The organism is Microvirga sp. HS2 (assembly GCF_055792805.1).
In genome coordinates this window covers 1-12,723 of the sequence record NZ_JBVVAJ010000065.1, presented here as the reverse complement: position 1 = coordinate 12,723, position 12,723 = coordinate 1, and the positions used below count along the sequence as shown (strand labels likewise).

General features: G+C 63.4%; 13 protein-coding genes and 2 pseudogenes. 10 read left to right on the top strand and 5 right to left on the bottom strand.

The genetic code is table 11. The features are described from left to right. A partial coding sequence (locus ACS5Q0_RS26760; protein ID WP_473129677.1) for a transposase occupies positions 1 to 161 on the bottom strand: 161 nt, incomplete at its 3' end. Positions 162 to 343: 182 nt separating this feature from the next. Further along, positions 344 to 459, bottom strand: a pseudogene (locus ACS5Q0_RS26755) (LysR family transcriptional regulator); the annotation flags it as partial. Between the two features lie 251 nt (positions 460 to 710). On the opposite strand from ACS5Q0_RS26755, the gene ACS5Q0_RS26750 reads away from it, so the two are divergent. Both ACS5Q0_RS26750 and ACS5Q0_RS26745 read left to right on the top strand, forming a co-directional pair. After that, on the top strand, positions 711 to 1,859 hold the full coding sequence (locus ACS5Q0_RS26750) for a DUF3182 family protein (RefSeq protein WP_473129676.1): 1,149 nt from the start codon (positions 711 to 713) through the stop codon (positions 1,857 to 1,859). After that, entirely contained in the window at positions 1,843 to 2,649 is an 807-nt protein-coding gene (locus ACS5Q0_RS26745; RefSeq protein WP_473129675.1) for an alpha/beta hydrolase family protein, read from the top strand. Before ACS5Q0_RS26750 ends, ACS5Q0_RS26745 begins: the two co-directional genes overlap by 17 nt. Positions 2,650 to 2,947: 298 nt before the next feature. On the opposite strand, the gene ACS5Q0_RS26740 is transcribed toward ACS5Q0_RS26745, so the two are convergent. Next, the gene (locus ACS5Q0_RS26740; protein ID WP_473129674.1) at positions 2,948 to 4,258 is read right to left on the bottom strand and encodes an Nramp family divalent metal transporter; all 1,311 of its coding nucleotides are present in this window, start codon (positions 4,256 to 4,258) and stop codon (positions 2,948 to 2,950) included. A 497-nt stretch (positions 4,259 to 4,755) separates the two neighbouring features. Between ACS5Q0_RS26740 and ACS5Q0_RS26735 the strand changes: the two genes are divergently transcribed. From ACS5Q0_RS26735 to ACS5Q0_RS26710, 6 genes are all read left to right on the top strand, one after another. After that, positions 4,756 to 5,133, top strand: coding sequence for a DUF2946 family protein (locus ACS5Q0_RS26735; protein ID WP_473129673.1), 378 nt, complete (start codon positions 4,756 to 4,758; stop codon positions 5,131 to 5,133). A 42-nt stretch (positions 5,134 to 5,175) separates the two neighbouring features. Continuing rightward, on the top strand, positions 5,176 to 5,715 hold the full coding sequence (locus tag ACS5Q0_RS26730) for a YcnI family copper-binding membrane protein (protein ID WP_473129672.1): 540 nt from the start codon (positions 5,176 to 5,178) through the stop codon (positions 5,713 to 5,715). Positions 5,716 to 5,766: 51 nt separating this feature from the next. Next, positions 5,767 to 7,383, top strand: coding sequence for a copper resistance CopC/CopD family protein (locus ACS5Q0_RS26725; protein WP_473129671.1), 1,617 nt, complete (start codon positions 5,767 to 5,769; stop codon positions 7,381 to 7,383). A gap of 328 nt (positions 7,384 to 7,711) precedes the next feature. Continuing rightward, a complete protein-coding gene (locus tag ACS5Q0_RS26720) occupies positions 7,712 to 8,344 on the top strand; it encodes a tyrosine-type recombinase/integrase (protein ID WP_473129670.1) in 633 nt (210 codons plus the stop codon). 619 nt (positions 8,345 to 8,963) lie between these two features. Further along, on the top strand, positions 8,964 to 10,034 hold the full coding sequence (locus ACS5Q0_RS26715) for a sensor histidine kinase (RefSeq protein WP_473129669.1): 1,071 nt from the start codon (positions 8,964 to 8,966) through the stop codon (positions 10,032 to 10,034). Between the two features lie 350 nt (positions 10,035 to 10,384). Beyond that, positions 10,385 to 10,618 carry a hypothetical protein gene (locus tag ACS5Q0_RS26710; protein WP_473129668.1) on the top strand — a complete coding sequence of 78 codons (234 nt, stop codon included), beginning with the start codon at positions 10,385 to 10,387 and terminating at the stop codon, positions 10,616 to 10,618. On the opposite strand, the gene ACS5Q0_RS26705 is transcribed toward ACS5Q0_RS26710, so the two are convergent. Together ACS5Q0_RS26705 and ACS5Q0_RS26700 are read right to left on the bottom strand one after the other, a co-directional pair. Beyond that, entirely contained in the window at positions 10,606 to 11,919 is a 1,314-nt protein-coding gene (locus ACS5Q0_RS26705) for an MFS transporter (protein ID WP_473129667.1), read from the bottom strand. The two genes, ACS5Q0_RS26710 and ACS5Q0_RS26705, sit on opposite strands and share 13 nt — an antisense overlap. Positions 11,920 to 11,928: 9 nt before the next feature. Next, positions 11,929 to 12,177 (bottom strand): DUF1289 domain-containing protein, encoded by a 249-nt coding sequence (locus tag ACS5Q0_RS26700; RefSeq protein ID WP_473129666.1) that lies wholly within the window; start codon positions 12,175 to 12,177, stop codon positions 11,929 to 11,931. A gap of 88 nt (positions 12,178 to 12,265) precedes the next feature. Between ACS5Q0_RS26700 and ACS5Q0_RS26695 the strand changes: the two genes are divergently transcribed. Next, positions 12,266 to 12,544, top strand: coding sequence for a metal/formaldehyde-sensitive transcriptional repressor (locus ACS5Q0_RS26695; protein ID WP_009493033.1), 279 nt, complete (start codon positions 12,266 to 12,268; stop codon positions 12,542 to 12,544). Positions 12,545 to 12,601: 57 nt separating this feature from the next. Next, positions 12,602 to 12,723: pseudogene (locus ACS5Q0_RS26690) on the top strand (nickel/cobalt efflux protein RcnA); the annotation flags it as partial.

The following is a 12,723-nucleotide window of genomic DNA, read 5'->3' as shown; positions in this document are numbered from 1 at the left end:
GGATCGTCGATCTGGCGCTCACGGCGGCGGTCGATCCAGTTGCGCAGGGTCGACAGGCCGACGCCGAGATCCGCGGCAATCTCGCGTCGGCTGCGGCCGCTGGTCAGAGCAAGCCGCACCGCCCCATCCTGAAACTCTTTCGTAAAGCGTGTCTGGGGCATGGAGATCCTCCTGCTTCATACAAGAAGTGCTCTCCATTTTTCCGAAACAAGACCAGTACGTAGTCTGATACTATATTGTGGCCGAAATTTAAGCATTCAGGCGCGCTAGGCGTCGCAACAAGGGCCTTGCCGCGCCAGACCCGCACCAAGGCTCCCATCAATCAGGCAGGGATGACTTAGTTTCAGCCCCGATAGCGCACGCATCAACCAGAACGGCGAAGGTCGGCGAGGATTGGCGGCGGCTCGGACAGTAGAGGTGATAGCCCGGAAAGGGTGGGCACCAGTCGATGAGGTTTCTACATCAGAAAAAGCTGCGGCCGCTGGCGGTAACACCTGCTTGATTGGGGTGCAGCCCCCTAAGCCCACATGCGCGGACGCGGGGCGGATCGGTTGCAATGTCCGCATCGGGTCACTCAAGGAAATTTTGGGCGCCTTGGGAAGGTCTGCTGCTCCTCGCTTGAGCGGACATTCGGTCTACTTCGCATATGCGCCAGGACTGGACATTTGTAGAGCAACGCTGTTCGCGAGCCGGAACCTGCGAACACCCAAGTGCTTGGTCTTCGAGACGGCGTGGCACAGGAGCCTGGTGTGGCACGGGACGTGGTGGTCGAGTACTCGCCTCAGCAGGGTGGCTTTACCGACACGCATGAACGGGTGACCCGAACCGAGATTGCCCGGCGGTTAGCGGCTCTCCTGGGCTTTGCTTATGCCGGCGAATACAATCCCTCGGTCACCTACCCCGGCAGGATCTACTTTGTCCCAAACGACACATTGGTAGGCCTCGCGACAGCCGCCCGGCTCGGCATCAGAGCCGAACACCATCTCTTCGGCGGCGTCGTGCCGTATCCGTTCGTGGCGACCAAGCTCATCACGCATCCGCGGATCGAGATGCAGGGTCCTGTCCCTGAGGGCTGGTCCAATGCGTTCCCCGATCAGGTCCAAGGCTCTGTTCTACGGGGCTATTCCGTCTTCACGCCGGAGCAGGCCCAGGCCGCCGGTCAGCGACTCCTGGCGCATGGGCCTGTGCGTCTCAAGCCAGTGCGCGCCACCGCCGGACGCGGACAGATCGTGGTGATGGACACAATCAGCCTGAAGGAGGTCACCGCTACCTTGGACTCTCATGAACTGGCTGAGGTGGGGCTGGTCTTGGAGGAGAACCTCACCGAAGTCACCACCTACAGTGTCGGCCAAGTACACGTGGGGGACCTCACGGCGGCATACTATGGCAGCCAGCGCCTAACGACCGACCTTGCCGGTAGCGAGGTTTATGGCGGGTCCGATCTCGTGGTTGTGCGCGGCGATTTCGGCGCGCTGTCCCGGCTCTCTCTTTGCAAAGGTATCCGGATAGCCGTGGAGCAGGCCCGCAACTACGATGCTGCCACAAGCGTCTTTCCGGGCATGTTTGCATCCCGGCGCAACTACGATGTCGCCCAGGGACTGAACGCGAGGGGTGAGTGGCGCTCGGGTGTGCTGGAACAGTCCTGGCGCATGGGCGGCGCAACTGGCGCAGAAATTGCCGCCCTCGAAGCGTTCCGGGCCGATCCCAGGCTGCACGTGGTGCGGGCCTCCACAGTTGAGCTCTACGGTGAATGCAGCCCTCCACCCCTGCATGCGACGGTGTATTTCCGTGGAGCCGACGAGCGGATTGGATTGTTGACCAAGTACACGGTGGTTGAGACCTATGACGACACACGATGACCGCATCGATATCCCGGCCGATGGCCAGCAGATCTCAGGCACCCTGGTCACGCCGGCAACCGTGGTGCCCGGCGTGCTCTTTCTGCACGGCTGGGGCGGTAGTCAGGAACAGTATCTGGCCCGGGCACGGGAGATCGCAGCCCTCGGTTGTGTCTGCCTGACCGTCGACCTCCGCGGCCATGCGGGAACCGCCGCGCAGAAGGATACCGTGACCCGAGAGGACAACCTGTGCGATACGTTGGCCGCCTATGATACGCTGGTGAGCCACCGAGCCGTGGATCGGGGCGCCATTGCGGTGGTGGGGAGCAGCTACGGCGGCTACTTGGCCGCGATCCTGAGCTCCCTGCGCCCGGTGCGTTGGCTCGCCTTGCGGGTTCCGGCGCTCTACCGAGACGAGGACTGGCTCGTGCCGAAGCAGCAGTTGAAGAAGTACGGCCTCGCCGATTACCGTCAGGGCCGGGTCCGTCCCGACGAGAACCGAGCTCTCGCAGCTTGTGCGCGGTTTCGGGGTGATGTGCTGGTTGTGGAGTCTGAGCGCGATGACATTATCCCGCACCCGGTGATTGAGAACTATCTTGCGGCATTCAAGGGCGCCCACTCACTGACCTACCGTGTCATTGAGGGAGCCGATCATGCCCTCTCGGAAGAGGCTTGGCAGCAGGCCTACACGTCGCTTCTGCTCAACTGGGCCACCGAGATGGTGCTGGGGGCCAGAGAGGATGGAGCAGCTCCGGGAGTGCACACCCGATTACAACCGGCGCCCCGCCGGGGGCCACCAACGGCAGCCTGATCTGAGCACCCTCCTCTACGGCACCGCTCCAGTGCACGATCAGGCGCTTCGCGGCCACCGATACCAACCCGGAGAGACGATGCCTGGCGCAGGTGTTTGCTGCTCCGCTGGAGCTCCCGTCTTCGTAATGTCGCCCATGGGTCAAAGAGTAACGAACAGCAAATTAAATGAAGTTCGGCTTACCGCCTCATGAGCTGACCAAAACGCTTCTTCCGCGATGTGCCAATTAGAGGCGTTCCGGCATCGGAGGGTAGGCATTGTGCGCAGCTAAACCCCGGCTGCGACTCGCCTCTTCCTTTCAGAACGATGTGACCACCATGGCGACGGCGGCCAGCGCCATCACAGCCGTTGCCGCCCAGCCGAGCCCCCTGAGCCGGCCTTTCACAGTGAACTCGCCCATCACCTCATGCCTGGCCGACAGGAGCATCATGATTGCCATTACCGGGACGGCTACGATGCCGTTGATGACCGCGCTCCAGTACAGGGCCGAGATCGGGTTCACCGGCGTGAAGTTCAGGACCACGCCCAGCACCGTGGCAACGACGACCATGGCATAGAACGCTTTGGCCTCCATCGGCTGTCGCGCCAGTCCGACCGGCCACTTGCGCGCTTCGCCGATGGCATAGGCGGCGGACCCCGCCAGAACCGGAACCGCCATCAACCCGGTGCCGATCACGCCGAGGGCAAAGATGGTCTCGGCCGCTGCTCCCGCGATCGGCCGCAGCGCCTCCGCTGCCTGGGCCGAGGTCTCGACGTTCGTGACGCCATGGGCATGCAGGGTCGCCGCCGCGGTGATCATGATTGCCAGCGCGATCAGGTTGGAAACCGCCATGCCAGCCAGGGTGTCGAGTTGGATGCGCTCGAGGGCCCGCTCCCCCTGCTCGGGTGCCCTGACGAGCGGCTTGCGCCTGGGGACCTCGCGCACGTCTTCTGCCTCCTGACTCGATTGCCAGAAGAACAGGTATGGGCTGATCGTGGTGCCGAACACCGCCACGATGGTCGTGAGAGAATCTTTGCTCCAAGGATTCGACGGGACGACCAGACGGGTCAGCGCCTCGCCCCAGGACACCTTCACCATGAACAGCGTTGCCACATAGCTCAGCAGGACCAGGGCCAGCCACTTCAGGACCGCCACATAACGCGTGTACTGGAGGAACACCTGGAGGCCCGCCGAGACTGCCGCGAACAGGAGCACGTACAGGAATGCCGGACCGCCGAACACGAGTCGTGTCGCGTCGGCCATGGCACCGAGATCCGCGCCGATGTTGACGATGTTGGCGATCAGCAGCAGCAGCACGATGCTCTGGAGGAGCCAGTTCGGATAGTACTGGCGCAGGTTCCCGGCGAGGCCGCGGCCGGTTGTGCGTCCGATGCGCCCGCTGATGATCTGGACGGCGCTCATCAGCGGGAAGGTGAGCAGCAGCGTCCAGTTCAGGCCATAGCCGAACTGGGCTCCGGCCTGGCTGTAGGTGGCGATTCCGCTCGGATCATCGTCGGACGCTCCGGTGATCAGCCCCGGCCCGAGCACCTGGAGAAGACGCGGCTTGCTCGGGCCAACGACGGGGCTTGGAGCCGCTTGGTCCGGCGACCGATCCACTTTGTCCTGCATGCCACGCCTACGCTCACGCTATCGGGAATAAACGCCCGACAAGCTTGATCGTTGCACGACACCTGCACTTGACGACGGATCTGCTCGATACGAAGCCGGATTAGCCCAGCTCTCCGAAACGGCTCAAAGCAGTGCAGACGACCAACGACGGAAGGTCTGCATCGCGTCAACCTGAGCCGTTAAGCGCGGCCTTATGAAGGGCTTATGAAGGGCTTATGAAGGGCAGCTCCTGAGCGAATAGGCGGACCAGCCTATGACTTCCGCACCGTGCCAAATCCGGACCTTCAGAGTGATTGAAGCGACAACCTTGAGACACTGCGCTGACAGGCAAAGCCCCCAATTGAAAGCAGAACCGAAACAGCTGGCGCGGCACAGGCTGATACGCACCAAGTTCCCAAGCCGGCATTGTTTGAATTGATTGCGGTCAATCAAAGAGAGCCATAGCCGGTGAGCCTACAAGGTGTTGCGAAACGAAGCGGCCTCTAAGTGTTAGCAGCATGCGACCCGGACCGAACTATACGAGAAAGGCGATCCCGCTCCTGGCGGCGCTCTCGCTGGTCCTGCACACGTTGCTTCTCGGGGTTGCCGCCTCATCGCATCCGGTCCTCCGGATGGCGTCATCATCCACTAAAGTCGATTGCCCGGAGCATGCTGGCTCCCATAACCAGAGCGACCACAGGAACCGGGATCACAGCACCTGCTGCATCCTCTGCGGCAAGATCGGCTCGGCCGTCGGTCCACTGCCGACCGTCTTCGCTCTCCCGGCTCCGCTGCCAACGGTCCTAACCGCTGATTTCGACCAGAGCCGCCCGGACCCGCATCACGCCGGATCCGTTCTGCCGGTGGGCGCCCGCGCGCCACCGCTCCTCGGGTGACGAACTCGCCTTCGATCAACCCGAACGACTGGAAACCACATCATGTTTTTCATCACCCGCCTCGGCGCACTTGGCGCAGCCGTATCCCTGTGCCTGCTCGCCCCCGCTGCCCTTGCCCATTCGACCCTTGAGGTGCAGGAGGCTCCCATCAAGTCCACCTACAAGGGCGTCATCCGTGTCGGACACGGCTGCGACGGCGCCGCAACCCTGAAGGTGCGTGTGCGCATCCCCGAGGGCGTCATCGCGGTGAAGCCGATGCCCAAGCCAGGCTGGGAGGTCGACACGGTCGAGGGACCGTATGCGAAGTCCTACGACAACCATGGCACGCCCGTGTCGGCAGGCGTCCAGGAGATTGTCTGGACCGGAAAGCTGCTCGACAAGCACTACGACGAGTTCGCCTTCCGCGGCACCCTCACCGACAGCCTGCAGCCGGGCACGACGCTCTACTTCCCCATCGTGCAGGAATGCGAAGGCGGCAAGGCTGACCGCTGGATCGAAATCCCGGCGGAAGGCAAGAAGGCGGACGACTACAAGTATCCCGCTCCTGGGGTTAAGCTGCTGCCGGCGAAAGCCATGCACTGAACCTCCGATGCGCGGGTATGACAGTATGCGCGCGTCTTTCCTGGTGTGCCGATGACCGTGCGGACCCTTCTCGCCCTGCTGCTGACGGCCATGTGCATTGTGCTCGGTTCACGAGACGTGCACGCCCATGCCGCGCTGATGGCGGCCGAGCCGGCCGATGGGGCCGTGCTGCAGCAGGCGCCGGACCGGATCGTCCTCCACTTCACCGAGCCCGTCTCCCCTCTCGTCCTGCGCCTGACCGGCCCGAAGGGAGCAGCCGAGGACCTCAACAGGTTCGAGGTGCACCAGCAGGCGATCGAAATCAGGCCGCCTCCAGACCTCGGCCGTGGATCCTATGCCCTGAGCTGGCGGGTGGTGTCGGCGGACGGCCATCCTATCAGCGGCTCCGTCATCTTTTCCATCGGATCCCCCCAGGCGAGTAGGCCTGCCGCCACGATAGCCGCCGACCGCTCTGTCCAGATCGGGCTCTGGGCGGCGCGCCTGATCATGTATATCGGCGCGTTCGCCGGAGTAGGCGGCGCGTTCTTCGCCGCCTGGATCGCAGGCGGCATGAAGCTCGGGTCTTCGGCCCGGCGGGGGATCATCGTCTCCCTCTGGGGAGGAGTCCTTGCCACGCTCCTGGGTGTCGGCCTTCAGGGGCTTGATGCCCTTGCCCTGCCCCTCTGGGCCCTCAAGGATGGAGCCGCGTGGCGGCAAGGGGCTGAGACCTCCTTCGGGATCACAGCCTCGGTGGCCCTCGTCGCCCTGCTGGCCGGATTGGTATCCCTCAGGACGAGGAGTCCCTGGCCGACCCGGATGCTTTCCGCCGCTGCGCTGGCGGGGATTGGTGTTGCCTTCGCGGCCAGTGGACACGCGAGCACGGCGGAGCCGCAGTGGCTCACCCGTCCGGCCGTCTTCGTCCATGTCGCTGGCCTCGCCTTCTGGATCGGCGCGCTGCCGCCTCTGTTCGCGATGCTCCGCCGCTCGGATCCGCAGGATGCGGTGGTCATGAACCGCTTCTCGACCGCCATCCTGCCCGTGGTGATCCTGCTCATGATCGCCGGAGCGGTCCTCGCGGTCATCCAGATCGGCTCGCTGCCGGCATTATGGGACACGGCTTATGGCAACATCTTGCTTCTCAAGCTGGCCGGTGTCGGAGGCCTTCTTGTCCTCGCGGGTATCAATCGGCTCCTGCTCACGCCGGCGCTGACTCGGAACGAAGCCCAACAGACGCGCTGGTTCGCCCAGTCCATCGCGGCGGAGGGCGTGCTGGTCCTGCTGATCCTGGGGCTGGTCGCCGGCTGGCGGTTCACCCCGCCGCCTCGGGCGATGGATGTGCCCGCCCGCCCTCCGCTTTCGACAGCACCGGTAACGGTCCATGTAAACGCGGATCAGGCGATGGCCCAGGTCACCATTGATCCCGGACGGGCTGGGACGACATCCATGATGATCAAGTTGGTCTCACCATCGGGCGCTCCGCTCAGCCCCAAGGAGGTGGTGGTGGCGCTGTCCAACCCGTCCTCAGGGATCGAGCCGTTCGAGCGTCACGCCGCGCAGGCGGGTCCGGGCAGCTGGCGCGTCGAGGACGTCGTCCTCCCGGTCACCGGATCGTGGCAAGTGCGGATCGACGTCCTCGTCTCCGACTTTGACAAGATCACACTCATGGGCGCGATCGAAATCGTCACATAGTTTCTGCCGAAGGCCCGCTCCTGATCTACGAATGAAAGCAAGCCATGGCAGGAACACGGCTGTCGATGGTGAACGGCGCGGGAGCAAACTCCCGCGGACGCAGCAGCATAGGTCGACTCACTGCATCCACTTTTTCCCGAAAGCCGCGGTGTTCCTGAATTCATCCGATTTCCGGTGCGAGTCACGAGCAGGATATCTGTACAAAGAACGGTACGTCCGACTTACCTTGGTAAGCTGCCGAAGAATCTTAGGAGGAATGCTCAATCTGGGTTTTGCCGGCAGAACGGCCAAGGTTCATTGTGGGGGGCTTCGCTTCAGGAGCACTGCAATGCGAGATATGATCAACGATCAACCCTGCCAAACCACAGCGCCTTGGAACCAGGGCAAGCTGATTGGCCCCAAACCGCCTCTCAAAGCCAAAGACATCTGGTCCATTCGGGTCGGGCTCCAAGTGGCGCAGCGCATTCGCGACTTGGCTTTGTTCAATCTCGCTCTCGACAGCAAGCTGCGAGCTTGTGACCTCGTCGCGCTTCGGGTCGACGATGTCGCCCTCAATGGCCGAGTGCGGTCCCGAGCTACGGTCATGCAACGAAAGACAGGCCGGCCCGTTCAGTTCGAGATCACAGAGCAAACCCGCGAGGCTGTCGGGCGCTGGCTGGAGAAGAAGTATCTGCACAAGGGCGAGCCGCTCTTTCCAAGCCGGATCAATCGAGCGAGGCCCATGACGACGCGCCAGTACGCCCGCCTGCTAGCGTCCTGGCTTCGTGCGATTGGTCTGGATCCCCTCGCCTACGGCACCCATTCCTTACGACGGACCAAAGCGTCGATGATCTACCGAAGGACGGGCAATCTCCGGGCCGTCCAGCTTCTGCTCGGCCACACCAAGATCGAGAGCACTGTTCGGTATCTTGGCATCGACATCGACGATGCTCTTCTGATTGCAGAGCAGGTTGAAATCTGACCGCCTGAGGCGGCTCGCCATCGAGCCACCTCAGAGCATACGGCCTGTTAGGGGCAAGGTCCGGACCTGAGGCTCGAGCGGCCACGAAACAAACGACCGGCGCGTGCCAGTTCTGGACCTTTGGTCATGAACCATGGGCGATCAGGATTAATCGAAGATGTGAAGACACCCGAGCTTTCAAGCCGCCGCGGTTCGCAAGCGCTCGGCTGCGGTCCCTGCCTCTGCTCGTTGTTTTCAGCATGCCACTTGCTTAAAACTCTTCGGGCTGTCGTGCGGTGGCGGAATTGCGAAGAATCCGCGAGATTCGGCCGGGACCAGCGTTCTGGCCTGCGTGTCACTGGTTTGGCGTTTGGAACCTTCCGTCCAGCGTGCCCGTCGCAGATCGCATGATGAGCGCGCGCCATGTTTCGAACTGGGACGTTACGGTCAGAAGCACCGAATCGGGGCCGCTGCTGATCGGTACCCGGAACAAACTTCTCAATTTCTGAGTTCTCAGACGGCCCAGGTTGACCCTTGCGACCGGGGCAGAAATCGATGTGTATACACCAGAGCACCCATGCCGGAGCCTACGCCACCTTCCAAGCGCGCCAACGTCCGCCGCACACCCGCGGGAGACCTCGTGAATGCTATCGAGCGATTGGCGAGCGCGGGGGAGATAGAAGATATAGTCGAGGTGGTCCGATCGACGGCGCGCCGATTGATCGGATCGGATGGCGTTGCGGTTATCCTGCGAGAGGGCGACGCCTGCCACTATGTGGAGGAAGACGCAGTCGGCCCGCTCTGGAAAGGCCGCAACTTTCCGCTTGCCTCGTGCATTAGCGGCTGGGCGATGCTCCATCGCCAGACGGTTGTGATCGCCGACATTCGCCTTGACGGGCGGATCCCGCAGGACCTCTACCGTGAAACCTTCGTGCGCAGCCTCGTGATGGCGCCTGTGCGGTCTGAGGACCCGATCGGCGCGATCGGCGCTTACTGGGGCCAGGTCTACGAGCCGACACCTGACGAGGTCGAGACGCTGGAAACCCTCACCCGGGCGACCGCGACTGCGATGGAGAATGTGCGCCTGGTGAAGGCCCTGTCGCGAGCCCTCGAGGAGGCGGAGTTTGCGCGTGACGAGCTTCGGCACCGGGTCAAGAACGCCTATACCGCCACCGCGGCGCTCGCGAGGTTGACCTTGCCGCCGGAACATGCGCGAGCGCTCTCCGCGCGGATCGCCGCCCTGGCTCGCGCACATGATCTGCTGGATCGGAAATTGGCGCACCAGGACCAGATCACGTTGGGCGAGCTCCTAGAGGCCGAACTCGAACCCTATAATGTGGACGCCCCCGGGCGATTCACCGTAGCCGGCCCGGTGGTCACACTACCGGGCCCGCAGGCGCTGGCTCTCGGCCTTGCGATCAATGAACTTGCTACGAACGCGCTCAAATACGGCGCGCTCTCCGTCCCGACGGGTCGCTTAGAGGTGAGCTGGAGACGGGACGCTCAGCACCTGGTGCTGGAGTGGCGCGAATCCGATGGACCGATGGTGAAAGGCGCCGCGCTCGAGAGCTTTGGCTCCCGATTGCTGAAGCGACTGGTGGAGGGTCAGCTCGGCGGTTCATTGCATCGGCACCTACAGAGTTCCGGTGTGACTTGTGTCATCGAATTCGCCGCACCGGCCATGGTTGGCTCCGACCGAGTCGACACGTAGCGGCCACAGCCGACCAATGGAACGGGACAGGCAGCTGTGGCATAGGCGCGGACAGTGGCTCCCCAAGAACGGGGAATTCCGTCCACACGAGTTGGATTTCGGCGACAACCTGCGCCCCAGGTGCCTCCCCTTATTGCAGCGGCCAGCATCATCCAGGAGGAATGGCAAGCGAGCACATGACTCATGATCATTGCACGCAAAGAGGACACAACTGTCTTCAATCGGAGGGCAGATCGGAGTCCTGGGAAGGTCTGCTTCGGGTCGATGCTGTTGAAAAACTCCCGAGGGCTGCGTCGTCGGTCTATTACTAGCTAGGGAGGAGCTCGTCCGATCATGGGAGGATCCGTGCTATGGCCGCCCGGCGCGACGAAGTCAGGCGCATCCTTGCCGAAAGCCTGGAGCGACAGGCGGGTTTCAAGAAGGTTCTCAGACGCGTCATTGATCTGTATCCCGACACGACGGCGGCCAAGATCGCCGAGTCCTTGCGTCCTATGAGCGGAAATGCCCCGGACACCGGACGGTCAGGTGATCGCTACGCTAAGCAATCACCAGCGGCTTACCGCGATAGCGGTCAACGTCGGTGAAGGTCATCAATCACGAAGGCGTGGGCATGACGGTGCCCACGATGCTCCCGCAGGTGCGGATGGTTCGAGGGAAGCTCCGGATGGGCATGCTCGATTTCGTCCGGATCATCGGCAGGCCAAAGCCGCGCTGCGAGAGCGAAGCCGAGCAGCGTCATCAGCCCGAGGACGCCCAGGGTCATGGGGATGCCGGCCTCCCGTCCGAGCCAGCCCGAAAGCGGATAGGTCACGAGCCAGCAGGCATGCGAGAGCGCGAACTGGGCTGCGAAGAGCGCCGGGCGATCGTCGGGTTGGGCTGACCGCCGCAGGAGCCGCCCGGTCGGGGTCTGCACGGCCGAGTAGCCGACCCCGAGCAGCGCCCATGTAGCCAGCAAGGCGATCCAGCCGATCGAGCCATTCCAGGTTGCCGCCGCGAAAGCCAACAGGACGACTCCCAGCAGGGCCGCGGCCGGGAGCATCACGGTGCGGTCGGGAATCATGTCGAGCACCCGCGGCAGCAGGAGCGCCGCCGCCATCGAGCCGCCGCCGAAGCAGGCCAGCGCCACGGCGACGTCGTCCTCCGGCAGTCCGAGCACGCCCCGGACGATCACGACGGTGTTGACGATGACCATGGCCCCGGCCGCGGCGACCGACAGGTTAAGGGCGAGGAGGCCCCGCAGGCGCGGGGTCCTGAGGTAGATGCGAAGACCTCGCGTGGTCTTGTCGTAGATCCCGCCCAGCCGTGCGGAACGTGGTGCCTGCGGCAACCGAACGGAAAGAACGAGGGCGGCCGAGCAGAGGAAGCCGACCACCGTGCCGCCAAACAACCAGTGGAAGCTGATGACGGTCAGGAGTGCCGCCGCCAAGGCCGGGCTGAGCAAGCTCTCCATGTCATAGGCCAGTCGCGAGAGGGAGAGCGCCCGGGTGTAGTCCTTCTCATCTGGCAACACGTCGGGGATGGTCGCCTGGAAGGTGGGCGTGAACGCCGCCGAGGCCGATTGCAGCAGGAAGATCAGCACGTAGATCTGCCAGACCTTGGTGATGAACGGCAGCAGCAAGGCGATCGCAGCGCGCACGAGGTCCATGGTCACCAGGAAGGCCCGGCGGGGAAGCCGGTTGGCGAAGGCTCCGACGATCGGTGCCACACCAACGTAGGCCACCATCTTGATGGCCAGGGCGGTGCCGAGGACCACGCCCGCATCCGCCCCGGCGAGCTCATAGGCCAATAGGCCGAGCGCCACGGTCAGCAGGCCGGTTCCAGCAAGTGCGATCACTTGGGCCGCGAACAGGTGGCGATAGGTGCGATTGGCAAGAACGTCGAGCATGGCAACACCTCAGGGTGTCGGGGATGATGACGTGACGGGGCGAAAGTTCCGCCGCGTTCCAACCTTCGGGGATCGCTGCTGTTCGTCCGTCCGGAGCTGTTTCACGCGCCGGGGAATCTCCCGCAGAAGGGCCGTGCGCCGATAAGGCGTCAGCTTCCGCCATTCGCGAATTTCCGGGATCGTCCGGCCGCAGCCGAGGCACCAGCCGGTACGGCCGTCGAACTCGCACACGGAGATACAAGGATTGTCTTTCTTCACGGGCTAAATCCGGTTTGTGGCCAATATTGCGGTGGACAACACATAGGGTAGCCCCCTATATCACACAACCCGTCACTGAGGAGGCCACGTGTCCCACACGATCAAGGAAAAGACGAAGCTCCTGGCCCGGGTTCGCCGGATCAAGGGGCAGGTCGAGGCCATTGAGCGGGCGCTTGAGGCCGAACTCGGCTGTGCCGATGTGCTGATGCTGGTCGCCTCGGTGCGCGGGGCCGTGAACGGCCTGACCGTCGAGCTGATGGAGGACCACATCCGCAACCATGTGGTCGATCCGGCTCACGAGCCCGACCCCGAGCGCGCCAAGGGCGCAGCCGAGCTCATCGATGTGGTCCGTACCTACCTGAAATGACCCTGTTCGTGGTGGATGGACGTATGACCGCCACCGCACGATATTCCTGGAAAACCGATGCCCGATATCGCTCAACTGCTTCAATCCGGCGGCAACGGCTGGATTTACCTGCCCGTCGCGGTCCTGCTCGGTGCCCTTCACGGGCTGGAACCCGGGCACTCCAAGACCATGATGGCCGC

Coding starts and splice junctions, on each gene's coding strand:
- ACS5Q0_RS26720 (WP_473129670.1), top strand. CDS start 7,712: ATGCGAGATATGATCAACGATCAACCCTGCCAAACCACAGCGCCTTGG.
- ACS5Q0_RS26745 (WP_473129675.1), top strand. CDS start 1,843: ATGACGACACACGATGACCGCATCGATATCCCGGCCGATGGCCAGCAG.
- ACS5Q0_RS26725 (WP_473129671.1), top strand. CDS start 5,767: ATGACCGTGCGGACCCTTCTCGCCCTGCTGCTGACGGCCATGTGCATT.
- ACS5Q0_RS26705 (WP_473129667.1), bottom strand. CDS start 11,919: ATGCTCGACGTTCTTGCCAATCGCACCTATCGCCACCTGTTCGCGGCC.
- ACS5Q0_RS26730 (WP_473129672.1), top strand. CDS start 5,176: ATGTTTTTCATCACCCGCCTCGGCGCACTTGGCGCAGCCGTATCCCTG.
- ACS5Q0_RS26740 (WP_473129674.1), bottom strand. CDS start 4,258: ATGCAGGACAAAGTGGATCGGTCGCCGGACCAAGCGGCTCCAAGCCCC.
- ACS5Q0_RS26710 (WP_473129668.1), top strand. CDS start 10,385: ATGGCCGCCCGGCGCGACGAAGTCAGGCGCATCCTTGCCGAAAGCCTG.
- ACS5Q0_RS26735 (WP_473129673.1), top strand. CDS start 4,756: ATGCGACCCGGACCGAACTATACGAGAAAGGCGATCCCGCTCCTGGCG.